Source organism: Verrucosispora sp. WMMD703, from assembly GCF_049178935.1.
Classification (GTDB): Bacteria; Actinomycetota; Actinomycetes; order Mycobacteriales; family Micromonosporaceae; genus Micromonospora; species Micromonospora sediminimaris.
In genome coordinates this window covers 82,241-108,776 of sequence record NZ_JBMHMM010000004.1, presented here as the reverse complement: position 1 = coordinate 108,776, position 26,536 = coordinate 82,241, and the positions used below count along the sequence as shown (strand labels likewise).

The window sequence follows — 26,536 nt, the reverse complement described above, 5'->3', positions numbered from 1 at the left end:
AATTCGCCGGGAATCCCCTGTCGACAACCGGGAGGACGGATGGCGCAGCCACGGATGCTGCCGCTGGCGGCTGGCGCGCTGCTGGCCGACGGCACCGTCCACACGCACACCTCTGTACGCGGCGATCTGACCCCTGACCTGCATCCCGTTGTCCGGCGTTTCCTGCACGGGCTGCCTGTCGAGCAGCGCGAGCGCTACGCCGGCTGGTGCGCCGAGGCGGTGCTGATCTCCGACCGGCTCTATGCCGCCGAGGCCGGCGGACCACCACTCGACGCCGCCCGGTCCCGCGCGCTGCTCTGGGGCGCGAAAGTCCGGGTCACCCGGGTACGGGAGGAGGGCGACCCGCGCCACGGCGAGGTGCAGCCGCCCTGTCGCTCCTGCGCCGCCCTGCTGGACTGGTTCGGCGTGGAGGCGCTGACATGAGCGAGCGCTTTCCGCCGCTGGTGGCGCAGACCCTCGCCGCCGCCGGCTGGTCGCCCGACCGCTCCGACGAGAGCCGGGGCCGCGAGTGGGGACTGCGGATCGCCGCTCACGCCACGCCCGGCGGTCGCCAGCACACCGTGACGGCACGGGCGATCGAGGCGTACGCCGAGTTCGGCGGGTTGCGGGTGCGCCCGCAGGGGGAGGGTGAGCAGGTCGTACCGAGCGAGTTCCACCTCGACCCGTTCCTGGTGCGGCATTCGGTGGAGACCCTCGCCGAGCTTGCCGAGGCGATCGGCGCGCCGCTGAGCCCGCTGGGCGAGGAGGGCGACGGCACCGGGATCCTGGCGCTCGATGAGCACGGTCGGGTGTTCGTGCTGGACCACACCGGGGACTGGTTCCTCGGCGCGGATATCGACGAGGCGCTCACCACGCTGGTGCTCGGTCGTCGACCCCAGCGGGTACGCGCGGACGGCACCTGGTGACCGCCTGGCAGCCCACCACGGCCACCGAACGCGCGCTGCTGGCCGCCGCTGAGGCCGACGACCGGGAGGGTTTCCTCACCGAACTCGTCGCCGGTCCGCTGCTCCTACCCGTGTCGCCCGCTGCGGCGGCCGGACGGGAGCCGATGGCGTGGCCGACTGCGCAGCACGAGGGCGTCACCCACGTGCTCGCGTACACCTCACCGGCGGCGATCGCCGCCGGCATGCCCGGTCGGTCGGTGAGCTACCGGGTCTCGGGACTTGCCGACATCGCCGTCGACTGGCCCGACGACGAATGGATGCTGGCGATCGACGCCGGGTTGCCGATCGGCGTACGGCTGACCGCTGACGAGCTTCGAGCGCTGAGCGCGCCGGTGATGGAGGCCGAGCGACCGCTGCGTGAGGCGATCCGGCTTCAGGACCCGAACGCCCTGATGTCCACCCTGCTCCGGGCCGAGCTGGTACTGCCGGTGGATCCGGAGGGTTCCGCGACGCGGGACCTGTCCGATCCGGACTTTCCGTGGTGGGTCGTTCCCGACGAGCAGGGCCGGCCCAGTCTGCCGGTGTTCAGCTCGGAAGGCCGCCTGCGGCAGGCGCTAGGTGAGCGGGACCTGGTGCTGGTCAGCAGCCTTCAGCTCACCGAACACTGGCCGGACCTCTCCTGGCAGTTGCTGCTCAACCCGGAGACGCCGCTGGCGGCGGCACTGCCCGGGGAGGCGCTGCTGACGTTGCGCGACTGGCTCGGCGAGTTGCGGCAGGTGCTCCACGAGGCGGCCGAACAGGAGCAGCAGCGACGGGACGCTGCCCGGTACGCCGACCCGTCGACTGCGGGCGTACCGGCGCCCCGCCCGGCACCGGAATCCACCGCCGACGACGGACCCGACCCCAACGCGCCGCTGCTGCTGCAACTGGTCATCCCGCACCGCTATCTGACGTCCTACCTGGACGATGGGTACGACCGGGCGGCCGGGCTGGTGCACGCCTGGCACGGACCTGGACGGGACACCCCGATCCGGCTGTACCGACGGCTGGGGCTGCTCGGTGAGGGCTCTCCGTTCGAGGAGTCGGACGAGTGGGTGGCGGTGCTGCGCTGGCCTCCCGGCGAGGCGACGCCCGAGGAATGGGGTCAGGGGCAGCCCCGAATGGAGTCGCTTGTCGTACCGGACGGGACCGAGCTGCACTGCCTGCACGCCGACGGCCGGGACGAGCTGCTGGCCCGCTTCGACGCCACCGGCCGCCGCTGGTCCCCGGCTTAGCCGCTAGCGCGGCTGGCGAACCAGGCTCGCGCCGGTGGACTCTTGATCAGGATGAGCGACACGCCGGCCAGCCCGCCCACCACCAGCGGCGTGACCATCGTCGGGTGATAGCTGAGCTTGCCCTGCGCCAGCAGCGTGACGATGACCACGACGAAGAGTCCGAAGGTGAATCCGGCCGGCACGGCCAGGCCGGCCGCGTTGTCGCCCGTCCAGGCCATGAAGATCCCCATGGCCGCGAGCAGCACCACCAGCAAGGCGATCGCCAGTACGCCAGCACCGATGCCCACCACCAGGAACTTGCCCAGCCCGTCGCCCTCGGTACGCAGCATCGCCAGGAAGAAGGCGACCCCGGCGATCAGCCAGATGACGATCGAGGGCACCATCAGTAGGGCGGCGATGATGACGACGACAGGTCGGCGGCCTGGCGTCGGCATGGACGCGGAGCCGGACTCCGCTGACGTGTTCAGCACCTGTCCGTCCTGCTACTCATTCGACGGGCGGCGCCAGACGGCGTCACCAGCCCGAGCGGGATCAGACAAGGTCTGATCGCCGACCGTCCCGCCCGGCGTTGCCGGCGCGGCAGGCCCACTGCCGGCGAGCGCGGGCTCTGCGGCCAGGCCGGTGTCTCGGTGGCGGCGCGAGCGGCGACGAAGCTTGACGATGGCCACCACTCCGCCGACGAGCATGGCCAGGAAGACCACCCAGACCAGCACAACGATCACGATTTCCGCGTAGTCGGGACCGTCGCTTCCGGCTGCTCGCGCGGCAGCGAGTGCTTCGTCGATCTCCGGCTCGCCGGTTGCCGCGCTGCGGCTGCCCCGCCCGTCGGGTTCGCCGGTCAACGCCTCCCGCAGGTCGAGTATGCCCCAGCCGTAGTACTCGTCGCGGCCCGGCTCACCGGCGTCCCTGGTGGTCTCAAGCAGCCGCTGGAACGTCTGGTACGCGCTCAGGTCCGGGTACTCCGCCTTGATCAGGGCCACCGCACCGGAGACGATCGCGGTGGCGCTGCTGCTGCCGGTCGCGGTGATGTACCGACCACCGGGGCGAGCCATCGTCAATTCCTGACCGGGGGCGGCGATGCTGATCGGTAGGTCCAAGGTTCCCGGTACCGAACCTTTTTTGCTGATGACGCCCTTACGGTCGACAGCGTTGACGGCGATGCTGCCGGGATGCGAGGCCGGCGCGCCGACGAGGATCTGGTCGTCGTTACCGGCCGCGGCGACCACGATCACGTTGTTCTGGTAGGCGCGCTCGACCGCCCGGTTCAGCTCCTCGTTGAAGCTGCTGGAAAGAGAAACGTTGATCACGTCGGCACCGGCGTCGATCGCCCAGTTGATGCCGGCGGCGAGGGCCGTCGGTGCGATCAACGGGGCGCCGTCCTTCTTGATCGTCACTGGAAGGATCTTGGCTTTCGGTGCCACGCCGAGCACCCCGTCACGGCCGCCAGGGCCATGCCCGCGACCGGCGATCAGTGAGGCCATGCCGGTGCCGTGTCCCTGACGGTCGAGGCGGCCCTTGGTGCCGTCGTCGTAGAGGTCGACGCCGGGCAGGACGTTGCCGCGCAGATCCGGGTGTGTCGCGTCCACCCCGGTGTCAACCACCGCCACGGTGACGCCCTCACCCTTGGTGATGTCGTGGAGTTCGGCCAATTCCAAGCTCTTGACGTGCCAAGATCTGTCGCGGACGGAGTCGGCGTGGGCGGGTGCGGCGGGCAGGGCGACGGCCGCCAGAACGCTCGCGGTGGTGAGCGCGGCGGCTGCCGATCGTGTGAGGACACGCATGCCCGTCAGCCTTCCTCTGTGCGCCGCCACGGGACGGCTGCGAATAGACAGTCACCGCATGGTACGGGCCGACCACCCAGGGTTGGGTGACCGGCCCGACTGCGGTCAGCTCTGGCCGAGCGTCCTGCCCTGCTCCCGGGGGCGGTGTTCGACAGGGGCCTCCACCACACCAGCGGCGGACGACTCGGTGACCCACAACTCGTCGTCACCGTCGCCGTACTCCCAGGTCTCCTGCTCTGCGTCGCGGGGTGCACCCTTGCGTGGAGACGGGGTCGTTGAGCCGCCGCGCCGACCGCCCAGCGACGGAGCCGGCCCCGTCGTCGGCGCAGGTCGCCCGGTGCCCGCAGCGGCACGTCCGCTCAGATCGGGTCGGGCGCCGGCAGCGCCTCCGCCGGTCACCGGCTTACCGGCGGCCGATCTGCCGCTCGGTGGAGCGCTGGCCTTGGGCGGCCCGCCCGGCGCGGCACTCCTTTGACCGCCGAGGCTCGGCGGAGGTGCGGCGGGCCGTCCGGGGGCGGCACCGCGCTGACTCGGGCGGGCGGTGGAGCCGGGCAGCCGCGGACTCGACGGCGGCGGAGTGGCCGAAGCGCCCGGCCGGTTGCCCAGACCCGGCCGACCGCGGCCACCGCCGGGAGCGCCAGCGCCGGTGTTGCCGGGCAAGGTCGGGCGGCTCGGCGCGGGACTTTTCCGGCCACCCGGTGCCCCGGAGCCGCTACCCGGGCCGCCGGCCCCAGGAAGGGTGGGCCGGTTGGGCCCCGGCCCACGGCCACCGGGCGCGCCGGGACCGCCCGCACCCGGCAGGGTGGTCCTCGGTGCGTTAGGTCGCGCTGAGTTCGGTGCGTTCAGCCCAGGGTTGCCCGGTCGCGGCCCGGGCGGGGCCACCGGCGGCACCACCGGACCGGGAGTCACGGGTGCCGTGGGTGCGGTGGTCACCGGCGGTGCGGTCGGCGGTGGGGCGACCGGCGCTGCGGCGCCACCTGCCAGACCGACGCCCTCCGGAAGATTTGGTGGCGGCGGTGGCGCGGCGTCGGTCGGCGCGTCGGCCCCACCGGGTCGGGTCGGCAGATCCGGCCGGCCGGGCATGGCCGGACGGTTTGGGGCGGCCCCGTTCATGGGTGCGCCGGGCGGGGGAGCCCCCGGAGCGCCAGGGCGGGGCACGTTTGACGGATTGGTGATAACCGCGTCCGTCGGACCCTTGAACTTCCCGCCCCGCGAGATGTTTGAGATGTAGACGTCGATGTAGAGGTCGGCCAGCGGCTTGGCGATGTTCTTGGCGCGCTGGTGGTACTCGTTCTGCACGTCCTCGTACGACTTGCCGTCGTTGCCTGTCACACCCGGGACCCATTCGACCAGGTCGACAGCCTGGACGCCCGCGTCATCGGTCCGGCGCTCCCCCTGCCGGATCTGCTCGGCGCGGTATTCCTCCCAGAGCGTCTTCATCTCCCGCTGGGCAGTGCCGATCTTGCTGGCGAGCTGGTCCAGACCGGTGGCGTTGTCGCTGGCCACGGTTTTCCACTCATCGAGTGAGTGCAGCGTGGCGCCCACGCGGGACATGAAGACCCGTGCCGCGGGCGACTGCCAGCGGGCATCCAGGGAGTCGGCGTGACGCTTGAGATTGTCCCGAGTGGTCTGCAGCAGGCTCGCCGCTCGCCGCCACATGTCGGCGAGGGCAGTCGTCCGCTCGTCACTCTCCTTGCGGACGTACTCCCACATCTGCTCGATGTTCACCGAATCCCAGGCCGTGGGCTCGTACGGCGTGGCCCCGGCGGCCCGCTCGGCCGCGTAGTCATCCGACACGCCGGCGTACATCGGGTAGCTGACCGGCTGCCAGCCGTAGTAGTCGTCGCTCATCCCCGCTCCTCAGGCCTCGCCTGTGCCACCGTCACCGGAGATCCGACTGGTCCAGCCGGAGATCTTCGCCGTGCATGCGTTCGCCGTCACCGTGAATCACGTACGCGCCGGCCCCCTCACCGACGACTTCCGACTGCGCCCACGCCGGAGTCTCCTCGCGCTGCTCACCCGTCGGGCAGGAGTCCAGGCCGTGGTAGGGATTCATCGGCGCCGGGTTCAGGGCCGACTCCGGCACCGAGTCCGCCGGGTTCTCCGTGCCCTCCTGCCATCGGCCGCTGAGCGTGTCCTGACCGTCGACGGCGGTGAACGCGTTGTAGACGTCCTCGTTGGTGGCCTGGGCCAGCGCGTCGCCGGTCAGGTACTCGGCCGAGATGGACATGGCGGCCATGCTCAGGGCGGTGAGCCCCTTCATCACGTCGCCCATCAGATGGGAGATCGCCATCCGGCTCTCGTCGTGCCGGCCCCGGAAGAACGCGGCTTCCTTCATCCCGCCGCCACCGAACGGTGCCTGAACCGTGAGCATGGGGCGCAGGCCGTTGTCGAAGCTGGGCTGGAAGTTGGTCTCCATCTCCCGCTGGATGGCCAGCGCGAAGTCCTTCAGCTGCTGGATGTCGACGTCGATCTGTTCGTCGACGAGCCACTCGTCGCCCATGTTCCCTCCCCCGTCAGCTCACACGATGCCGGCGCGGCTGCTGCCCCCTGGGGCCCGTAGCCGCGCACCGTGAGTCCACTCTGGCCGACAGTAGCCTGATCGGGCAACCCCGTACCGGGCTCAAGAGCGTGGCGGAAGGTGCACCAGTTGCACCAACCGGGTACCACCACGCCGGGACACCAGCCAGCCCCGTCCCGGTGGCAGCGGCCCGGGCCGGACGGTGCCGAGCAGCACCCCCTCGTCCCGGTTGCCGGACATCACGATGCCCGGCGTGCTGATCTCCCGCAGCCGCATCAGTACCGGCTCGTAGAGCGCCCGACTGGCACCGCCGGTACGCCGGGCGATGACCACGTGCAGGCCGATGTCCCGAGCCTGCGGCAGGAACTCCAGCAGCGGTGTCAACGGGTTGCTGCCCGCGCCGGCCACCAGGTCGTAGTCGTCGACCAGCACGTACAGGTCGGGACCCTTCCACCAGTCGCGTGCCCGCAGCCGTTCGGCGTTGATGTCCGGCGGTGGCAGCCGGTCGCGCATCACCCCAGCCACCTCGGCGACGATGCTCTCGGTGACCTGCGCGGTCGACCCGTACCCGATCAGGTGCGGCGTGTCGATGTCGCCGAGCAGGCTGCGCCGGTAGTCGACGATGACCAGCCGAGCCTCGGTCAACTCGTTGCGGTCGACGATGGTCTGCGCCAGCGCCCGCAGGAAGGTGCTCTTTCCCGACTCGCCGTCACCGAACAGGATGAAGTGCGGGTCGGCGGCGAAGTCCACCTGCACCGGCTGGAGGTCCACCTCGGCGATGCCGATGGGAATTCCCGGGCGGCCGGTGCTCGGCAGGCTGCCGTACGGCACCACGGGCGGCAGCAACCGGATCGGCGGCGCTCCCGGCCCCTGCCAGGCGGCGGCCAGGTCGGTGACCAGCTTCCGCGCGCCCTCGGGCAGGGTCTCCGCCTCCTGCGCGCTGTCCGCTCGGGGTAGCGCCGCCAGGAACTGTTGCCCGTCCGGGGTGATGCCCCGGCCCGGTGACTTCTCCGGCACGTTCATCGCCGCCCGCCGGTCCAGGTTGGAGTCGCTGGCGTCGGCCAGCCGCAACTCCAGCCGGGTGCCGAAGACGTCCCGGACGGCCGGTCGCAGATCCATCCAACGGCTCGCGGTCACGATCAGGTGGATCCCGAAGGACAGCCCTCGGTTGGCGATGTCGTTGATCGTGGGCTCCAGGTCCTCGAACTCCGCCCGCAACGTCGCCCAACCGTCGATCACCAGGAACACGTCGCCGAACGGGTCGTCGTCGTGCTGGCCGTGCCGCCGGGCCCGCCGGTACTCGGCCATCGAGTCGACCCCGCGCTCGGCGAACCGCCGCTCCCGCTCGCCCATCAGCAGTTGCAGCTCGGCGACGGTACGCCGGACCAGGCCGGAGTCGAGGCGGGTCGCCACCGAGCCCACATGCGGCAGGTCGCGCAGCGACGACAAGGCGCTGCTGCCCAGATCGAGGCAGTAGACCTGGGCCTCACGCGGAGTGTGCGTCAACGCCAGGGCGGTGACGACAGTCCGTAGCAGGGTGCTCTTGCCGCTCTGCGGACCGCCGACGATCACCGCGTGACCGGCCGAACCGGCGAGGTCGAACCAGAGCACGTCCCGACGCTGGTCGAAGGGCTTGTCGACGATGCCGACCGCGACCTGCAACTCGCCGAGCAGGCCGGCGTGCGCGACGGTGATGCCACGGGCGGGATCCGCGGTCATCGGAGGCAGCAACTGGTCCAGCGTCGGCGGCTCGGCCAGCGGCGGAAGCCACACCTGGTGCGCGGGCTTGCCTCGCCCGGCGAGTCGACCGACCAGGATGTCGAGCACACTCTCGCCCATCCCGTCGTTCGGTTCGGGTGCGGTCTCCTCCTTGGGCGTACGGGTCACCGGCGGGGCGACGTAGGACGTGGTGTACTCGCGTACCCGGTCCTCACCGTCACCGGCCGCGACCGCCGCCGCGGTCTTGCTGCGATAGGTGCCGGAGACGTACGCGGCCTTGAACCGCACCAGCGGCTCGGTGCCGAAACGCAGGTAACCGTGCCCCGGCGACCGGGGCAACTCGTACGCGTCGGTGGCCCCCAGCACCACCCGGGACTCCATCGCCGAGAAGGTCCGCAGACCGATCCGGTACGACAGGTGGGTGTCGAGTCCCCGCAGCCGACCCTCCTCCAGACGCTGGCTGGCCAGCAGCAGGTGCACGCCGAGCGAGCGACCGACCCGGCCGATCTGCACGAACATGTCGATGAAGTCCGGCTTGGCGGTCAACAGCTCGGAGAACTCGTCGCAGATGATGAGCAGGCTCGGTAGCGGAGACAGCGGCGCGCCCGCCGCCCGGGCCTTCTCGTAGTCACGCTGCGAGGCGTAGTTGCCGGCCGCGCGGAGCAACTCCTGCCGACGGACCAGCTCACCGTTGATGGAGTCGGTCATCCGGTCCACCAGCGGCAGCTCGTCGGCCAAGTTGGTGATCACCGCGCTGGTGTGCGGCAGACCGTCCAGCCGGGTGAAGGTGGCACCACCCTTGAAGTCGACAAGCACGAAGTTGAGGCTCTCCGAGGAGTGCGTGGCCGCCAGCGCCAGCACCAGGGTGCGCAGCAGCTCCGACTTGCCGGAGCCGGTCGCGCCGATGAGCAGGCCGTGCGGCCCCATGCCGTCCTGCGCCGACTCCTTCAGGTCCAGTTCCACCGGCCCGCCGTCGGCACCCACCCCGATCGGCACCCGCAGCTTGTCGCGGTTGGGCCGTGGCTGCCACGCCCGATCCACGTCGAACTCGTAGGGATCGCCGATGTCGAGCAGCTCGGCCAGGCCCAGCTCCGTGGTGAGTGGCGTGTCGCCGCTGCCCCGGGAGGCGGCGGAGAGCCGCAGCGGGGCGAGTTGCATGGCCAACGCCTCAAGCTCGGCCACCCGGCACTCGTCGGCCCGGCCGATCTCGGCCGGACCATCCACCGTGATGCTGTGCAGCCGGCGCTCCGCCGACACCTCCAGCACCAGCCGCGCCCGGTCGAGCAGGCGCGGTGCCGGAGTGGACAGGTCGAGCAGGGTGACACCCTCCACTCCGCCCTCGGTCATCAGGTGATCCGACCCGGCGGTGTCACCACCGTCGATGACCACCAGCACGTGCGGGCCGGCGACCTGCGGCGTACTGCCACTGGCGTTGAACCGGGGCCGGCTGGCCAGCACGTCGTCGAGCATCGCCTCCAGGCCGGTCACCGAGGGTGCCACCAGGCGCAGTTGGCCGAGCGCGTCGGTGCGCGACGGGTGCAGGGCGTGCGGCAGCCACTTCGTCCACTCCCAGTCGGCCCGCCGGTCCGGCGCGACACAGATCGCGACGAGCATGTCGTCGGGCGCGTGAAACGCGGTGGCCTGGGCGAGCACCGCCCGGACCATGGCCCGGGCCGCCTCGGTGTCGCCACGCAGGTGCACCCGGGCGAATCCGTTCAGCGCCATGGTCACCGGCAGGTCCGGTACCTCGCCGTAGGTGGTGAGGAACCGGCGCAGCGCGAGTGCGCACATCGGCTCCAGCTTCTCCAACGACGTGGCCGGTGGCGGCACCAGCGGCGTCGCCAGTTCCTGCGGCCCGAGGCCGATGCGTACGGTGGCGAAGTCCACGTCGCCGCGTCGCCGCTCCCACAGCCGGGGCCCCAGCGGCAGGGACCAGAGCACATCCGGGTCCGGGTGCCGGTAGAACGCCGCCTCGCGCTGCTTACGGATCGTCTTGAGTACGCGACGCCGCTGACGGGACAGATGCGTCATGTACTCGCGGCGCTTCTGCAGCATCTCCTGCTTGCCCGGGCCGCCGGAGTTGTTGGTCAACTGCGATGCGAGCATCCCGATGGCGGAGAGTCCGAACAGGCCACCGGTGACGTAGCCGAGAGTCGACCCGCCTCGACCGGCGAACATCAGGGCCATCGCGAACGAGCCGGCGAGCATCGGCAGCAGCATCAGCATCTGCCCCCACGCCTTACCGCTCGGCGCGGGCACCTCGGGCGGCGCGTCCAGCAGCACCTCGCCGGAGGGATACTCCGGCTCCGGCTGGCGGGCGGGTCGCTTGACGACCACCGTGCTCACGTGACAGACCTCCGTCGCCTCTCCTGGGTCTGGGTGCGCCGCGGTGAACCGCCCCCCGCGTCACCGGCACATGGTAGGTAGCCTTTGCCCGTCAGGACAGCCGCGGGCCGCTGGCCCGCTCCTCGTACCGAGGGGTCGTTAGTGGTCACCCAGGCCGGAACCGGACTCGCGCGCATCGCCGTCATCGCCCCCAACCGACGGTTGGACCTCGCCCTACCTGAGCATTTGCCGCTCGTCGGGCTGCTACCCGCCGTGCTGCGGCAGGCCGACGAGGAACCGTCGGACGGCACCAGCCACGGCGGCTGGATGCTGCGGCGCAGCGACGGTAGCCCGGTCGACCTGACCCGTACGCTGGCCGCACAGAACGTCCGCGACGGCGAGACGCTGCACCTGGTGCCGCGGCGCACCGAGTGGCCGGAGCTGGCGTACGACGACCTGATGGAGGCCGTTGCCGACGGTGCCCGACGACGCGGGGTGGTCTGGAGCCCGTTCGCGACCCGGCTGACCGGTCTGATCGTGGCCGGCGTGCTGCTGCTGCTCGGCCTCGTCGTGATCGTGACATCCGAGGAGCCCGGCTGGCTCGGTGGTGCGGTCGCCCTCGGCGCGGCCGGGCTGCTGCTGGTCTGCGGGATCGTGCTGTCCCGGGCGATGGCCGACTCCCTCGCCGGCGCGGTCGTCGCCGCCGCCGGCCTGCCCTACGCCTTCGTCGGCGGCGTCCTGGTGATCGGCACCGGCGAGTCGGTCTGGGCGCTGGGCGCCCCGCACGTGCTGCTCGGCTCCGCGGTGCTGCTGCTCTCCGGGCTGCTCGGGCTGCTCGGGGTGGGCGACGCGACGCGGGTCTTCGTGGCGGCGGTCTTCGTCGGCTTCTGGGGCATGGCCGGCGGGTTGCTCGCGCTCGGCTCCATGGATGCCGCGCAGGGCAGTGCGATCGTGGTCGGTGCGGTCACGTTGCTGCTGCCGGCGATGCCGCTGCTCTCCGTGCGGCTCGGGAAGATGCCGATGCCGGCGCTGCCGCGTACCGCCGCGGACCTGCTGCGCGACGAGCCGCAGCCGAAGCGGGAAGTCATCTACCAGGCCACCGCCCGGGCCGACGAGGTCTTCACCGGCATGATCTTCGGGGCGTTCGTCATCACCATCGCCGGCCTGATCGTGCTCACCGCGACCGGCACGCTCTCCGCGCTGCTGCTCGCCAGCATCATCTCGCTGGGCTACCTGCTGCGCGCCCGACTGGTGTCGACGGTCCGGCACCGGGTGCCGATGCTCGCCGTCGGCCTGGTGGGCCTGGGGCTGCTGCCCCTCGTCGGTGCGACCGACGCGTCGACCGGCGCCCGGGTGCTGGCCGTCCTGCCGGTGGCCCTGGTCGCGGCCGGGCTGTCAGCCGCCGCCGGGCTCGCCTACAGCCGGCGTGCCCCGTCTCCCCGACTGGCCCGGCTCGGCGACACGTTCGACATCCTGCTCCAGCTGGCCGTGGTCCCGGTCGCGTGCAGCGTGCTCGGCCTGTACGCGTTCATGCGCGCCATCAACGGCTGACGGTTCCGTCACCAGTCGCGGTCGCTGGCCTCGGACATTTCATTGCCGCGGATCAGGTTGACGATTGCGGTGTCGATGTCGGGGCCGACGAAGAAGTCGTCGGCCCAGTGCAGCATGAACACCCGCCCCTGCGCGTCGGCAACGAGTTCCGATGGTCCGTCCTCGTTGTTGCCGATCGGGTAGACCGGGTTGTCGAATTCCTCGGCGAAGGCCCGGGCAGCCTCCGTCACCACGCCGCCCTCTGTGGGATGGATGTAGCTGGTGAATCCGCCGCCCACGTCGCCGTCATTGCCGAACTGGGGCAGATGCAGGCCGCCGAATTCCACAAGCGCAGCACGTACGACGGGTGGGCATTCCAGTCCGGCGAGTTCGTCGGCGAAGCGGACCATCCAGTGGTCGACCGCGGCGCTGGCATCACGGCCCGGAAACCAACCGGCTTGCTCCAGCACGTACCGGACGTCTGGCGGGAAGCGTCCCTCGGCGGCGCGGCGTTGCGCGTACCGCTCGGCGATGGTCTGCCACGGCAGTGAGGGCCATTGGGAGACTTCGCCGCTCTCTCGGTCGATGACGGCTCGGGGGTAACCGGTGGCCGGGGGCGGTAGGGGTGGACCGTCGGTCGCGGCGGCGACCGGTTCGACGAGGCAGGCGACGTAACCGAGGTCGAACTCGAACAGGGTCACGTCGAATGCAACCCGGCGCTCGTCGGCCCATTCGCGGGCGATGGCCAGGGCCTCGTCGCGGCTGATCATCGAAGGACTCCTCGGGCTGCCGCAATGATGGACGCCGGCCACGGTGGCTGCTACGTCGGCGGTCAGGCCAGGTTCACCAGCTGCGGTCGCTGGCCTCAGCCATCGGGCCGCCCCGGATCAGCTTGACGATGGCGGAGTCGATATCCGGGCCGACGAAGAAGTAATCGGCCCAGTGCAGCATGAACACCCGCCCCTGCGCGTCGGCGACCAGTTCGGACGGTCCGTCCTCGTTGTTGCCGATCGGGTAGACCGGATTGTCGAACTCCTCGGCGAAGTCTCGGGCCGCGTCCGTGACCACCCCACCACGAGTGGGGTGGATGAAGCTCATGAAGCCGCCGCCCGGACGGCCGCTCCGACCGAACTGAGGCAGCCGTAGACCGCCGAATTCCACAAGCGCAGCACGTACGACGGGTGGGCATTCCAGTCCGGCGAGTTCGTCGGCGAAGCGGACCATCCAGTGGTCGACTGCGGCGCTGGCATCACGGCCCGGAAACCAACCGGCTTGCTCCAGCACGTACCGGACGTCTGGCGGGAAGCGTCCCTCGGCGGCGCGGCGTTGCGCGTACCGCTCGGCGATGGTCTGCCACGGCAGTGAGGGCCATTGGGAGACTTCGCCGCTCTCTCGGTCGATGACGGCTCGGGGGTAACCGGTGGCCGGGGGCGGTAGGGGTGGACCGTCGGTCGCGGCGGCGACCGGTTCGACGAGGCAGGCGACGTAACCGAGGTCGAACTCGAACAGGGTCACGTCGAATGCAACCCGGCGCTCGTCGGCCCATTCGCGGGCGATGGCCAGGGCCTCGTCGCGGCTGATCATCGAAGGACTCCTCGGGATGCCGTCGTCGGTTACGCAGGCCGACTCCGGATGCGGGCACCGGTCGGCTCGACGCCGTGCCTATGGTAGGCACCGCGGTCCGGAGTTCGTGACCGTGCCGGCGTACGCCAGGGGAGGGGTGCCATGCCGTCGCGGCGGGACCAGGTTCAGTCGTACCAGTTCTTCGTCCAGCGGATGACCTCCGCGCTGGTGGCGCGCGAGCCCGATCCGGAGGCGGCGCCGTTCCGCCGGCTCGGTGGTGCCGGCTTCGCCAGCATCATGGTGGCCGTGCTCTGCCTGGCCGCAGTGGGGGTGTACGGACTGCTGCGTCCCGGCGGCGCAACCAAATGGAAGGAGGGCGGTGCGGTCATCCTGGAGAAGGAGACCGGTACCCGCTATCTGTACCGGGAGGGACGGCTGCACCCGGTGCTCAACTACGCGTCTGCCCTGCTGGCCATGGAGACTGCGGCACCGACCGTTTCGGTTTCGCGCAATTCGCTGGTCGGCACCCCGCGCGGCCCGCGCATCGGCATCCCGTTCGCTCCGGACGCGCTGCCTCCGGCCGGCCGCATCCTGGACGGACCCTGGACCCTCTGTACCCAGCCGGCGCGTAACGCGGCCGGCGGTATCGTCGCCACCACCGTGCTCACCGTCGGGCGGGCACCCGGCGGCGGGCGTGATCCGGGTGACAGCGCGCTGCTGGTGCGCGACCGCAAGACTGATCAGCTGCATCTGGTCTGGCGTGACCATCGGTACGAGATCCGCAGCGAGAAAATCGTGTTGGAGGGTCTCACCATGAGCGCCGAGCCAGTGGTGGAGGTGGGTGGGGCGTGGCTGAACGCCTTGCCGGCCGGAGAGCCGATCGCGCCTCGACGGGTGGCCGACCGGGGGACTCCCTCGACGGCGTTGCCGGACGCCCGGGTCGGCCAGGTCTTCGTGGTGGAGAGCCAGGGCGGCAGCCGCCAGTACTACCTCGCCGAACGGACGAGGCTGGCGCCGATCACCCCACTTCAGGCGGATGTGGTGATGGCCGACGGGGAGACCCAGTTGGCGTACCCGGGAGAGGCGAGGCCCTTCCCGATCGAACTGGCCGCCGGTACCGCCGCCTCGGCGCCCAAGGCAGCCGCACCGGCCCAGGGGCGGCATCGCGCGCCGGAGCAGCGGCCGGAGATCGCTCGGTTGGCCGGCGACCAGCCGGCGATCTGCGCGGCCTACCAACCGGGCGCCGATGAACCGACACTGCTGCTCGACGCGCAGGTCCAACCGGTTCGGGAGCCGGTACGCACCGGTGAGCAGACGGGTGACGGGATCCCGCTCGCCGACCGGGTCGTGATCGAGCCGGGTCACGGCGTTCTGGTCGCTGCGGTCTCCTCCCCTGACCAGGAGACGGGAACTCTGAACCTGGTCACCGACCTGGGTCACCGTTACCCGCTGGCGTCCGAGGGCGTACCTGCCATTCTCGGCTACTCGGAGGTGCGGCCGGTACGGCTGCCTGCAAGTTTGGTGGTCCGCCTGCCTGCCGGGCCGGTACTCGACCCGACGACGGCGAAACTCGCCCTCGACCCGGAGTGACCTGACCAGCCACAATGGAAATGCGGGTCGAGCAACGGTCTAGCGCGGGCTGGACACGACCCGTTACCGTTCGTACGACGATGGTGCGCGAGCACCGACTGACAGGACGCCCCGGTGAGTCGGGGCGATCAATTGAGGACGGGGGTGACTTCCGCCATGTCGATGAACACCGACACCGGCTTGATGCTGAAGACCGAAGGTGACGTCGATGCCGTCGCCGATCGGCTCACCGGCAACCTCAACTCGCTGATGGACCAGCTCGCGCCGCTGTACGACCAGTGGAAGGGCGCTGGTGCCGGTTCCTTCCAGCAGGTGCGTGAGCGGTTCGACCAGGACATGGCCCGCCTCAACGTCGCGCTGCGGGCGATCGCCGAGGCGGTCGGGTCTGCGGGTAAGGACTACGACGTCAGCGACGAGGAGATCCGGGCCGACATGGATGGCGCGGGTGCCACCGCCGGTCAGATCACCGCGGCGCTGAAGCTCTGACGGGGGAGAAGACTCATGACGGAGATTCGGTACAACTTCGCCGGGCTGAACGCCGCCGCCGACAGTTGCAGCGGTGCGGTCCGGAACATGACCGGTGAGCTGGACGGGCTCAAGTCCGGCATCGCGCCGCTGCTGGCCACCTGGGACGGCGACGCCCGGGAGGCGTACTTCCAGCGGCAGACTGAGTGGGAGTCGGCCGCCAACGACCTTCGTGACCTGCTTGGGCGGATCGAGAAGGCGCTTCGTGAGTCGGCTGCGAAGATGCAGGCCCGCGAGGCGGCGAACCGCGCGAAGTTCGGCGGCTGAACCGAGATCGCAGCACCGATGGCCCGGCCCCGCGCCGGGCCATCGCCGTCTGCGCCGCAAGACAGCACTCGCCGTCCGGTGACTGGCGACGCCGCGCTCAACCGCGCGGCATCGAATTGGGTACCCGGAAGAAAACCTCCTCGGGTTCGTCGATCTCGGGCTCGGTCGGGGGCGGTGCCGACGGGCGGGTGGGCCGCCAACGGGTGCGACGGCCGCGCGGTAGCAGTGTGGCCAGCACCCCGACACCGACCGCGACCATGGCCAGCGCAAGGCCGATCCAGAGGGCCAGCCGGCCGAAGACCGCCCAGCGGTCCGCGCGGGCCTGCGCCGCTGCGTCGTACGGCACCTCGGGCAGGGGCGGTTGGGCCACCGGGTCCCCGGTGGTCAGTCGTTCGGTGACCGCCCGGTACGGGTTGACCACGCCGCTGCCGTAGCCGCGTGTGGCGTCGCCCCGGGCCGGATCGGCGGTGGCCAGGAGGCGTCTGGTGACTTCCCGGGCCGACAGGTTCGGCTCCGCCGCGCGGATTAGTGCGGCGGTCGCACTCACCATCGGGGCGGCGAAACTCGTCCCGTCGTAGGTGTTGTGTCCGGCCAGTCTGGTCGCCGCCACCACCGCACCGCCCGGAGCGCTGATGTCCACGTACGGCCCGATCTGGGACTGCCGGATCCGGGCCCCATACTGGTCGATTGCGCCCACGCCGATCACGCCGTCGTAGGCCGCAGGGTAGGGCACCGGATCGGGGCGGGCACCGTCCTGGTGCTGGTTGCCGGCGGCGGCGACCAGCACGACGTCCTTCTCCAGCGCGTACCGGACGGCCTGCTCAACGTCAGGATCCGGCTGGTACAACGTCACCGACAGGTTGATGACATCGGCACCGTCGTCGACCGCGTGGCGGATGGCCTGCGCAAAGACGGCCCCGGTGACGGTCTCGCCGCCAGCGCCCGGGCCCTCGTTCGCGTTGCGTTCACTGACCCGGACCGGCACGATCGTGACGTCCGGCGCCAGACCGTGAAAGCCCACTCCGTCCTGGCGGCGAGCGGCGATGATGCTGGCCACGGCGGTGCCGTGGGACACGCAGTCCACGTCGCCCCCCGGCGTGCCGCGCAGGGCGTCGAAGCCGGTGGCCACCCGACCGGCCAACTGCGGGTGACTGCTGTCCGTGCCGGAGTCGACGACCGCGACCCGCACTCCCGTGCCGGTGCTGAACGGCCACACCCGCTGCGGGGCGAGCCACCGCTGGTGCCAGGGAGTCTCGGTGTTGACCTCTCCCGGATCGCTCGGATTATCGCAAATCGCCGGTGCGGCAGCCGCCGGGCTCGCGACGGGAATCGTCAGAGCCGTGGTCAACAGCGTCCCCATCAGCGCAAACGTCGCGACAGGACGGTCCCGGAACATGTCTGCACGCCTCCCGTCAACCGGTCCCGCTGCATCCTAGCGGCGGGCCGCCGCCAGACCGGGCACACCGATGTCGTGCCCATTCAGTATGGTCGAGTTGTCACGCCCGGGCGTGGGCGGCGGATGGGACCTGCGCGGGGAGGAACACGCCATGGACGTACAGGCGCTGCGCGCCCGTGCCGACGAGCTGATGGCGCAGTTCGAGCGGATGCGCTCCGGTGTCGGCGACCTGCAACAGCAGATCAAGACGGTGAAGGCGACCGTCACCTCCGAAGACGGCCTGGTGACCGTCACGGTCGGTCCTCGTGGTCAGGTGACGAAGGTCGAGTTCGATCCGCGTATCTACCGCCGGCCCAACTCGAAGGAGCTTTCCGCCACGGTCACCGAGACGATCCGGCGGGCTACCGAGCAGGCCATGGCCGAGGTCGAAAAGCTGCTCCGTCCATTCGTACCGGACAGTCAGTTCCAGGCGTACATCGATCATGATCTGGACGGCATCTTCCGTCAGTTGGACAGCGATCTGCCCGGGGAGGAGAGACGATGAGCGACCTTCGCGAGACCTTCGTCAAGCCCGACGCTGCCCTGGAGGGCGCCAACGAGCTCGGCGCGGCCGGTGCTCGGTTGGCTGCGGCCTGGAGCAATGTCGCCGCCACGATCAACACTCTCAACGCCGCCAGGCCGAGTCCCTGGGGTGACGACGAGCCGGGCAACGAGTTCAACAAGAACTACCTCGGTGGTGACGATCAGCCGGCGCAGCGGGTCCTCGACCTCGCCGCGGATCTGGTGCCGCTGGTCGAGGTGCTGGGGCCCACCGTCAAGGGGGCGGTCGAGGGCACCGTCGACACCGACGACATGGTCAAGACGCTGTTCGGCGGAGACGACAAGTAGCAGCTCACCCGCTACGGGTCGACATCGGACAGAGGGGCTTCAGGGGTGGCGATACCCAATCCCAGGAACTCGCTGGGCGAGTACGCGTGGGTCTGGGACGCCATCTGCTGGGTGAGCGCCGGAGAGGCCTGGCCCAGCGGCGACGAGGACCGGATGCGGGAGTTGGCCGACGCGTGGCAGGCGTTGGCCGACGCGGTGAGCGAAACACTTGGCCAAGCCGATCCGGCGGTCATGAGGATCCTGCAGAGCTGGGGCGGCGGCGCCGGCGAGGCGTTCGGCGGGTTGTGGAACCAGATCGGTGTGGACCCGAACACCGGCCTGCCACTGATTCAGGAGATCTCCGCCGCGTACGCAGCCGGCTGCGACCAGGCCGCTCTGGAGATCGAGTACGCGAAGCTGACCGTGCTGATCGCGGTCATCATCACAGTCATCGCGGTTTTCGTCGCGCTCCTGATGGCCTGGTTGGGCGGGGTGTCCGCCGGCGCCATCCCGGGCATCCTGGCTGGCGGCCGGCAGGCGGTGACGATCGCCTTCCGGCGACTGATCGCTCAGATGGGTCGGCAGCTGTTGACCCGGGCGGGAATGCGAGCCGCGCTGCGGCTGGCGGGCACCCGGCTCGGCCAGATGGCCACCAGCCAGGGCTTCCGGCAGGGCCTCAATCGCCTCGGCCGTGAGTTGGTGGAGGAGATCGGCGAGGAGCTGATCATCGACGTCGGTGCCCAGGCGTACCAGATGCACACCGGCACGCGGCGGCAGTGGGACGGCAACCGGACCCTCACCGCCGGCGTGGGTGGCGCCTACGGCGCGGTACTCGGCACCGGCATGAACTGGGCCGGCCGACGAGTGGCACCCCGCATGCCGTTCTCGTTCAGCCCTTCCCAGCTCTCCTTCCGAGGCAGCGGCGTGGTTCGCTGGGGCAGCACGAGCCTCGCCTCCGGTGCCCAGAACGCCGTCATCTCGCCGGCCGCCAGTGTGCTCGCCAACGGCACGATCAACGGGCAGTGGGCGATGCCGGGCGCGGACGCGTTCCTGGGCGGCTTCGCCAGCGGTGCCGGCCGCACCGGAGCGACCCTCGCCGGTGGTGCCACCGGCAACCTGATGGCGCGGGGCACGAACGCGATCCTCGGCGGGATGGGGCTCGACGTCGCGCCGAATGCCGGCCCCGTCGGCGGGACCGGTCCCGGCGTCGGCGTCGGAGACGCAAGCGGCGTCGGTGGCCTGGGTGACCTCGGTGGAGGTGCCAACGGCGCCGGTGCCGGCTCGACCGGCAGTGGCTCCACGTCGGGTGCCGGCGCAACCGGTGGCGGCACAGGCTCGGCGTCGGACGGCGGTTCGGCCGCCTCCGGGGGTAATGCTGGGACGAGTGTCGGCGGCTCCGGCTCGGACGGTGCCGGCACCTCCAACGGTGCGGGCGGTACCTCCGGTGCCGGGACGAGCGACACGGGCGGCGGCACGAGCCAGAACGGCACCGGCACGGTCCCCGACAGCGGAGCGGGCTCGATCAGCCTCGCGCCTCCGTCCGCGGACGGTTCGGTGACGCCGACGAACGATGGTTCCGATGCACCCGCAGCGGATGCCGGGGCGCCGACCGGGGACACGGCGACGGTCGCCGACCCGTCGCGGGTCGACGGCTCCACCGGGACCCCGGTGGGAGTGCCCGGCGACGTGGCGGCCACGACGCCGGACGGCACCCCGGCCGTCAGCGACGGCATCGGGGACGGCGGCACTGCCACCAACGACCAGAGAGGCGGGTCGGACGGCCGGAGTGCGCCGGTCACCGAATCACCTGGCACTGACCGGACCAGCACGAACACCGACACCAGCGTCAGCGACCGGACGACGAGCGAGGCGACGGTTCGGGCCGACGGTGGGCTGGTCACGGGCGCACCGTCGGACGTGAACGCCGCGCCGCCCGCCGACAGCTCGACCGGGACCGGTGCAACGGTGACCGACAGCCCGGTGCCTGCCGTCACCGACGCCGGGCCGGTCGACACCGCTGGCCCGTCCGTCTCCCCGGATGCGCCACCCACCGTCCTACCGGGTACGACAGCCCCGGTGACGACGCCACCAACCGCCCCGGCGGTAGGGACGCCTCCCGGCATGGCCGCGCCCACGGGACCGACCACCGCGACGAACCCGACGCCCACCACCGGCACACCCGCCACGACCGGCCCGCAGGTGGCGAACACCCCAAGCGCCTCGACGCCGACCACGAGCAGTACACCGACCACGAGCAGTACACCGACCACGGGCACGAACACCCAGCAGCCCTCCGGCAACACCACGCAACCGACACCCGGCCGGGGTACGCCGGTCGGGCCGGCGGTCAATCCGACAGCGGCGAACACGGCAGGCTCGATCTCCCTCGCGCCCGCTGCGGGCCCGACCACGACGAACCCGGCCCAGCCCGCCGGACCCACCCAGCAGGCCGGGCCTACCCAACAGCCGGCTACGCCCGCCCAACAGGCCACCCCGGCCCAACCGGCGCAGTCCATGCCTCGGCCGGACGCGACACCTGCGCCAGCAGACCCGCTCACCCCGACGGTGCCGGCACAGACCGCGGGCATCGAGCCGACGACGCCCCCTGTCGACGCCACTCCCCCCGCCGGCACGGACACGGTCGCGGACCCGAACCCTGAGCGGACCGACCAGGCGCAGCAGAGCACCGACGGGCCGGTCGTGATCCCGGTGCCGACCAGCAGCGGCACCCTCCAGAGCGGGCCGACAAACCCCGGTCCCGAGACAGCGACCGGCCCGGTCGACCCGCAGACCCTCAAACGGTCCGAGGGGCCGACCGGCCGCGGCACCTACAGCTGGCAACTGGCTCCGACCTCGGTCGACGGTGATCCGAACGGCCCCGAAGCCGAGCGCGCGCTGATCGAGGCGTCACGGACGCTTGCCGAGACTGTCCGACGAGAGGTGAAGGCCGGAACGATATCCAAGGGCAAGCAGCCCGGCATGGCCGGTGCGCTGCTGATGCCCGACGGCAGCATCACCACGCACACCAGCATGACCACCGACCGAGGCACGAAACCGCCCACACAGCCCCGGGTACATCCGCTCGCCCAGGCCGCACTGGACCGCATCGCGGCGACCCTTGTCGACGGTGTGGGTGGCGGGCACGGAAAGTGTGCCGAGGTCGCCCTGGTTTCCGACCAGCTCTACCTACTGGAACAGCAATGGCGGAACGCCGGAGAGCCCGGCACCTTCGAGCAGTACGCCCAGGATGCTCTGCAAGGCGCAAAGATCGTTACTCACCAGGTCAAACAGGCTAGATCGGACGGCGTCACCTACGATCTCGGCCATTATCGACCGCCGTGCCGATCTTGCGCACATTTCCTGCCGCAGTTCAACGTCGAGCCCATAACGGACCCGGATCGGGACGTTAGTGCTTACCAACCTCCTGTACCGGGTGGGGTTGGCGTCGGCCCACCGCTCAGCGACAGCCGCCCCTACGGCCAGCCCGAGGGCCTGGTTCCGCCTGACCCGATCGACCAGCAGGCTCTGGAAGATGCCATTCCAGCCGATCAGGCGACAGGGCGGCCTTTGGTACATCCGGATCCGCGTGGCCAATGGACCGGGTTGATCAATGACGGTGGGCCAACCGTGCCTGGCCGGGACACCAACTGCGCCGACGTCGGACTTTCGGTGCTGTCTACCTGGTTCGGTAGGCCAGAGGCGGCCGCAGCAACTGCGCCGTCGACGACGGTTGAGACCGGCAGCACCGGGCGGCAAGAGCGAGCACTCGGAGCATCATTCGCCCACCAGGGTGTCGGAACATCTGGGCTGGACGCGATCGCCGAGGCCCTCCGCGCGGCAGGTCCGGGGTCTGCGGCGTTGATCGTCACCAGCTGGGCTGACGGATCTGGCGCACACACCTGGAATGCTGTCAATCACAACGGCACCATCATCTGGCTTGACGGTCAGAATCAGATGATCTCCGACAGCGGCCCACTGCACGCCGGCCGAGTGGACGGCGTCTGGTCGATCGTGCTGGATGCCGAGGGCGATCCGATCAGTAACGCTGTGCCCGAAGCCAGCACGCCGGCGCCGGTCCCGCCGGCCTCGACCGCCGACGTGCCGACGGGAGGTCGGGACCAGAATGACTCCCCGACCGGCCGGCCGGGCACAGTCGCCGACCCGAACAACCCGGACCGTACGCCGGGCGGCGACCTGAACAGTTCCGACGGGACGATCGACCCGAACAGCCCGGAAGGACCGCCGCCCGACGCGGACATCGCCGGGACACCGGCCGACCCGCGTGACTCGGGCATGACACCGGGCGATCCGAATCCTGAGGGTGATCCCGACCCGGGCCCCGAGGGCACCCCGGATCCGGACGTTGATGGGAACCCCGCTCCGGCCGTCTGGCCGGACATGCAGGGCTGGCCCATGCCGGACACGCGCCAGTTCGGGCCGGACCAGTTGGCGCCACTTGAGGATCCGCAGTACCAGGACGATGTCGAGGACAGCCTGCGAACCCCGGAGGGGTACGAGGTCTACGCCGACCCCTCGACCCACCCGTACGGTCAGTTGATCAACGATGGCGGGCCGGACCAGCCTGGCCGGGCCAACAACTGTGTCGACACGATCCTCGCGGCGCTGGCCAGCTTCTACGGGGATCCCCAGGTCTCGCATCCGCGTTGGCCGGACCGGCTCGACGACGGGACGGTCGACACCACGCTCGGTGAGTTGAACGGCTTCGGCCGGATCGAGAGTTGGATCGGCGGCGAGTGGACCGGCGACAACGACGCCCTACCGGGTACGCCCGCCGAGCGTTCGGCCGCACTCGCCGAACAGTATGAGCAGCTGTACCAGCGGGTTCTCGACGCGGGCCCGGGCGCGGCAGCGGTCATCGCCGTCGACTGGATCCAGTTCGACGAGAACACCGGGGATCCGCTGCTCGACGCCGAGGGCAACACGCAGCCCGCCGGTGAGCACGTCTTCCTGCTTGTCTTTCCGGAAGGCGCGGACGGGCCGGTGTGGTGGGATCCGCAGTTCGGCAGCACCACCACCGATCCGCTGCCCGGCGACTATGTTGGACTGACGCACAACCTGTGGTCGATGGAGGTGCAGCCCGCCCATGCCGATGAGCAGGGAGGAAGCCCGGCAACTGATGACCAGGCTGCTGGGGACGGACAACCCGGTGGCGGTGTTCCCGTTCGAGTTCGGCTGGGCAGCCCAGGAGACGCTCTCCCCGCAGCAGCGGACGCAGGGCCGGCAACTGGGTCAGGGGGTCTTCATCATCGACCAGACGGGAGTAGTGACGGTGCATCCCAGCCTGCCACCACCGTTGATCATGAGGCGGTACGCGGCGGCCCGCCGGGAGGGCCGGATCACCGGCCGGCAGGTCTGGCCGGCCCCGGATCCGACGGACTGAACGACTCTGACGCCGCACCTGACAGTCCTTACCTGGACGGGCTGCCGGACACCGACCAGGCCGCTCTGCTCGACGCGCTGACCGAGGCGCAGATTGAGGCCGACCAGATCCTGGCCGACCTGCACAGCGTCAACGCCGAGGTCAACGCGCAGCTCGGGCTGACCGGCGCGGATGTGCTCAGCACGCTCGGCGAGCAGCACCGCGTCAAGGGTGCCGAGTCCTTGGCCCGCAAGTTCCGCACCGAGCTGGAGCCTCTCGGGTACGACATCGGTTCGGCGCTGGACACCATCAACGACGTGGTGCGGTTCTCGGTGCGGGGACCGGAGTCCGAGGCGTACGGGCCAGCGGTGGACGCGCTCCTCACCTCGTTGGAGGCCCAGGGCTACCAGGTCACCGACCTGAAGAACTTCTGGCACCCCGGCAATCGCTTCTTCGGCCTGAACTGCACGCTCACCGCACCGTCCGGGCGTACCTTCGAGCTGCAGTTCCCGACCGACACCAGCTACAACGTCGGCAAACAGACCCATGACCAGTACGAGGTGATGCGTGACCCGGCGCAGTCGCCAGCCGCCCGCGTACACGCGTTCCTCGACATCCTGGCCGTCAACAAGGCCAACGGCATCGCGGCGAGCATGCCGGGGGGCATGGACAGCGCCCGGTTCGACACGCCGAAGGACACCAGCTTCGCCAAGTGGATGGCGTCGCCCCGGCAGGCGAGTATCCGGGAGTCGTACCTCGACTGGCTCGGGCAGCAGGGCCTGACGTTCGCCGACGTGCTCGCCGCGCGAGGATTGGCCGCGTCCGACCTGCCGGGTCTGGACCCTGACCTGATGGGGGGCGTGCATGGCAGCGCTGACGTTCGGCTACTTCCTCCTCCGGAGACCGGAGGATCCGGACGGCCCGCCGGTGAACCTGATCGTGGAGGCGGACAGCACCGGGCCGACCCAGGCGGTGATCTGGGATCGACCGAAGCGAGCGTGGACGTTCCGGCCGGACGTGGCAGCAGCGATCCTGTGGGCGAATCCGGAACGCCACGAGATCCAGCAGGTCGACCGGGCGACGGCCGAGCGCCAGGTGGCGCACTTCGCGACGGTGCCGTTGCCGACGGAGGACGAGCTGACGGAGATCTGCCGCTCGGGGGGCTGACCGCGGCCGCCCCAGGTGCCCAGAGCGGCCCGGCAGCGTTTGGCGACGTTGGCCCGGGTTCGCCGGATGTGCCGGGTGTTCCGTCGTCGGTGCCGCTCGACACCGATCACGGGTTGGCGCAGACCCGGCGGCTCGGGCCGGGTGAGCTGGCACCGTTGGAGGATCCGGGTTACCAGTGGGACGTCGAGCAGAGCCTTCGTACGCCCGACGGGTACGTCCTGTTCGCGGACCCGTCCACCCACCCGTACGGGCGGTTGGTCAACGACGGTGGCCCGAGCCAGCCGGGGCGCGCCAACAACTGCCTGGACTCCGCGCTCTCGGCGCTGTCCAGCTTCTTCGGAGACCCCCGGGTGTCCTTCCCCCGCTGGCCGGACGTCCGCCCGGACGGTTCGATCGAGACCGTCACCGGCGAGGCGAGCGGGCTCGACCGAGCCGAGGAATGGCTCGGCGTCGACTGGTCCGGCGGATCGGAGGGGCTGCCCACGACCCCGGCCGAGCACGCTGCGGCAGTCGCCGAGCAGTATGCGCAGCTTCATCAGCGTGTCGCGGCGGCCGGTCCGGGCTCGGCGGCCCTCGTCGTGGCCGAATGGGTCAGGACGGATCCCCGCACCGGGGAACTCGTCCTCGACCGAGGCCAGGTCCAGCTTCAGGACTCGCACGCCTTCGTCGTGGTGTTTCCGGAGGGCGCCGACGGACCGGTCTGGTGGGATCCGCAACGAGGGACGACGTGGCCGCAGCCCCCGGCCGCGTACCTGTCGCAGACGTATGCGCTGTGGTCGATGGAGACCATGGCGGAAAGGGTTTCGGATGACGGAGGACGAGGCGCTGACGCTGATCAGACGCCTGCTGGGCACGGCGAACGAGATCGAGCTGCATCCGTTCGAGTTCGGCTGGCTGGCGAAGGAGCAGCTGTCACCACAGGAACGGGCGGAGGGCAGGCAACTGGGCCACGGGAGCTACATCATCGACCGGACGGGAGTGATCACAGTTCAGATGAGTCTGCCGGTACCGCTGCTGATCACGGAGTACACGCAGGCCCGCCAAGAGGGCCGGATGACGGGTCGACAGGTCTGGCCGACGGAGGAACCGACGGCCTGACGCCGCCGGTCGGAACGGCCGGGGACGCCGCGCCGTCAGGTGTGGACGGCCCGCCGCCACCGGGCGACTCCAGGCCCGCAGCCGACCCAGACGGCCCGGACCTGCGGCAGGCGGCAGCCGGTACGACCTTCGGTGGCGCGCTGCTCGACGCCGACCCCGGGCGTACCAGGATCGCCGTCGAGGCGGCCCTGACCACCGGGCCACTGCCGGACGGGGCCAGTGCCGACCCGGCCGCCGCCACGGTCACCCTGGCCACCCTCGACGGCCCCTATCCGGTACGCGTCGAGTTGACCCCGGCCGCAGCGGACGCGTCGGTCGCGCCGGTGGCCGCCATCCGCTACACCAGCGACGGGGCCGTCGTACAGGTCTCGACGAGCGCCCACCCGGATCACGTCCGGCGGGCGGTGGCGGCGGCACTCGCCGAAGTGGACACGCTCGCCCAGCAACGGGCCGAAGGACTGCGGTTCGACGCCACCACCGCACTCGCCGAGGGCGCCCGGCCGGAGGGCGACGGCACCCGCGTGCTGACCGCGCGTGACATCGGCCGGCTGGCTGAGCTGCGGGTGGTGCTCGCCGACAGCTCCGCCGCCAACGATCCGGGAACCGCCGGGCAACTCCGCGCCGAGGCGCTGAGCCTGCTCGTCGCCTC

At 70.8% G+C, this 26,536-nt stretch carries 17 protein-coding genes and 1 pseudogene; 10 read left to right on the top strand and 8 right to left on the bottom strand.

Features of this window, described 5'->3' with window-relative positions:
• The first annotated feature begins 39 nt into the window (after nucleotides 1-39).
• From ACN26Z_RS01005 to ACN26Z_RS00995, 3 genes are read left to right on the top strand one after another with little or no spacing between them, the layout of a single operon-like run.
• A complete protein-coding gene (locus ACN26Z_RS01005; RefSeq protein WP_093411155.1) occupies nucleotides 40-423 on the top strand; it encodes a YwqJ-related putative deaminase in 384 nt (127 codons plus the stop codon).
• Entirely contained in the window at nucleotides 420-905 is a 486-nt protein-coding gene (locus ACN26Z_RS01000; RefSeq protein WP_421459599.1) for an SUKH-3 domain-containing protein, read from the top strand. The genes ACN26Z_RS01005 and ACN26Z_RS01000 overlap by 4 nt, the downstream gene beginning before the upstream one ends.
• A complete protein-coding gene (locus tag ACN26Z_RS00995) occupies nucleotides 899-2,158 on the top strand; it encodes an SseB family protein (RefSeq protein ID WP_421464478.1) in 1,260 nt (419 codons plus the stop codon). Before ACN26Z_RS01000 ends, ACN26Z_RS00995 begins: the two co-directional genes overlap by 7 nt.
• Here the strand turns inward: ACN26Z_RS00995 and ACN26Z_RS00990 are convergent.
• The 5 genes from ACN26Z_RS00990 to eccCa all read right to left on the bottom strand — a co-directional run bounded on the left by ACN26Z_RS00990 (nucleotide 2,155) and on the right by eccCa (nucleotide 10,525).
• Complete coding sequence (locus tag ACN26Z_RS00990) at nucleotides 2,155-2,628, bottom strand: hypothetical protein (RefSeq protein ID WP_282236503.1); 474 nt, start codon at nucleotides 2,626-2,628, stop codon at nucleotides 2,155-2,157. The genes ACN26Z_RS00995 and ACN26Z_RS00990 overlap by 4 nt on opposite strands.
• 12 nt (nucleotides 2,629-2,640) lie before the next feature.
• Entirely contained in the window at nucleotides 2,641-3,939 is a 1,299-nt protein-coding gene (gene mycP, locus ACN26Z_RS00985) for a type VII secretion-associated serine protease mycosin (RefSeq protein ID WP_282236504.1), read from the bottom strand.
• Nucleotides 3,940-4,044: 105 nt separating this feature from the next.
• The gene (locus tag ACN26Z_RS00980; protein WP_421459598.1) at nucleotides 4,045-5,790 is read right to left on the bottom strand and encodes a hypothetical protein; all 1,746 of its coding nucleotides are present in this window, start codon (nucleotides 5,788-5,790) and stop codon (nucleotides 4,045-4,047) included.
• Nucleotides 5,791-5,821: 31 nt separating this feature from the next.
• Nucleotides 5,822-6,442, bottom strand: coding sequence for a hypothetical protein (locus ACN26Z_RS00975; protein ID WP_093411143.1), 621 nt, complete (start codon nucleotides 6,440-6,442; stop codon nucleotides 5,822-5,824).
• 120 nt (nucleotides 6,443-6,562) lie between these two features.
• Complete coding sequence (gene eccCa / locus ACN26Z_RS00970) at nucleotides 6,563-10,525, bottom strand: type VII secretion protein EccCa (RefSeq protein WP_421459597.1); 3,963 nt, start codon at nucleotides 10,523-10,525, stop codon at nucleotides 6,563-6,565.
• A 141-nt stretch (nucleotides 10,526-10,666) separates the two neighbouring features.
• Between eccCa and eccD the strand changes: the two genes are divergently transcribed.
• A complete protein-coding gene (gene eccD, locus ACN26Z_RS00965) occupies nucleotides 10,667-12,055 on the top strand; it encodes a type VII secretion integral membrane protein EccD (RefSeq protein WP_282236507.1) in 1,389 nt (462 codons plus the stop codon).
• Between the two features lie 8 nt (nucleotides 12,056-12,063).
• Here eccD and ACN26Z_RS00960 read toward each other — a convergent pair whose 3' ends face one another.
• Together ACN26Z_RS00960 and ACN26Z_RS00955 are read right to left on the bottom strand one after the other, a co-directional pair.
• On the bottom strand, nucleotides 12,064-12,804 hold the full coding sequence (locus tag ACN26Z_RS00960; protein ID WP_421459596.1) for an SUKH-3 domain-containing protein: 741 nt from the start codon (nucleotides 12,802-12,804) through the stop codon (nucleotides 12,064-12,066).
• A gap of 73 nt (nucleotides 12,805-12,877) precedes the next feature.
• Nucleotides 12,878-13,618 (bottom strand): SUKH-3 domain-containing protein, encoded by a 741-nt coding sequence (locus tag ACN26Z_RS00955; RefSeq protein ID WP_282236509.1) that lies wholly within the window; start codon nucleotides 13,616-13,618, stop codon nucleotides 12,878-12,880.
• Nucleotides 13,619-13,759: 141 nt separating this feature from the next.
• Between ACN26Z_RS00955 and eccB the strand changes: the two genes are divergently transcribed.
• The 3 genes from eccB to ACN26Z_RS00940 all read left to right on the top strand — a co-directional run bounded on the left by eccB (nucleotide 13,760) and on the right by ACN26Z_RS00940 (nucleotide 15,979).
• On the top strand, nucleotides 13,760-15,187 hold the full coding sequence (gene eccB / locus ACN26Z_RS00950) for a type VII secretion protein EccB (RefSeq protein WP_421459595.1): 1,428 nt from the start codon (nucleotides 13,760-13,762) through the stop codon (nucleotides 15,185-15,187).
• A gap of 156 nt (nucleotides 15,188-15,343) precedes the next feature.
• Nucleotides 15,344-15,673, top strand: a complete 330-nt coding sequence (locus ACN26Z_RS00945) for a WXG100 family type VII secretion target (RefSeq protein WP_093411131.1) — start codon at nucleotides 15,344-15,346, stop codon at nucleotides 15,671-15,673.
• 15 nt (nucleotides 15,674-15,688) lie between these two features.
• Entirely contained in the window at nucleotides 15,689-15,979 is a 291-nt protein-coding gene (locus ACN26Z_RS00940; protein WP_093411129.1) for a WXG100 family type VII secretion target, read from the top strand.
• A gap of 97 nt (nucleotides 15,980-16,076) precedes the next feature.
• On the opposite strand, the gene mycP (ACN26Z_RS00935) is transcribed toward ACN26Z_RS00940, so the two are convergent.
• Complete coding sequence (gene mycP / locus ACN26Z_RS00935) at nucleotides 16,077-17,339, bottom strand: type VII secretion-associated serine protease mycosin (protein ID WP_421459594.1); 1,263 nt, start codon at nucleotides 17,337-17,339, stop codon at nucleotides 16,077-16,079.
• A gap of 187 nt (nucleotides 17,340-17,526) precedes the next feature.
• Here mycP (ACN26Z_RS00935) and ACN26Z_RS00930 point away from each other — a divergent pair, with 187 nt between their 5' ends.
• The 3 genes and pseudogenes from ACN26Z_RS00930 to ACN26Z_RS00920 all read left to right on the top strand — a co-directional run.
• On the top strand, nucleotides 17,527-17,919 hold the full coding sequence (locus ACN26Z_RS00930; protein WP_093411219.1) for a YbaB/EbfC family nucleoid-associated protein: 393 nt from the start codon (nucleotides 17,527-17,529) through the stop codon (nucleotides 17,917-17,919).
• The gene (locus ACN26Z_RS00925; RefSeq protein ID WP_093411127.1) at nucleotides 17,916-18,263 is read left to right on the top strand and encodes a hypothetical protein; all 348 of its coding nucleotides are present in this window, start codon (nucleotides 17,916-17,918) and stop codon (nucleotides 18,261-18,263) included. Before ACN26Z_RS00930 ends, ACN26Z_RS00925 begins: the two co-directional genes overlap by 4 nt.
• Nucleotides 18,264-18,416: 153 nt before the next feature.
• Nucleotides 18,417-25,499 (top strand): annotated as a pseudogene (locus ACN26Z_RS00920) (toxin glutamine deamidase domain-containing protein); the annotation flags it as partial.
• Nucleotides 25,500-26,536: the final 1,037 nt, after the last annotated feature.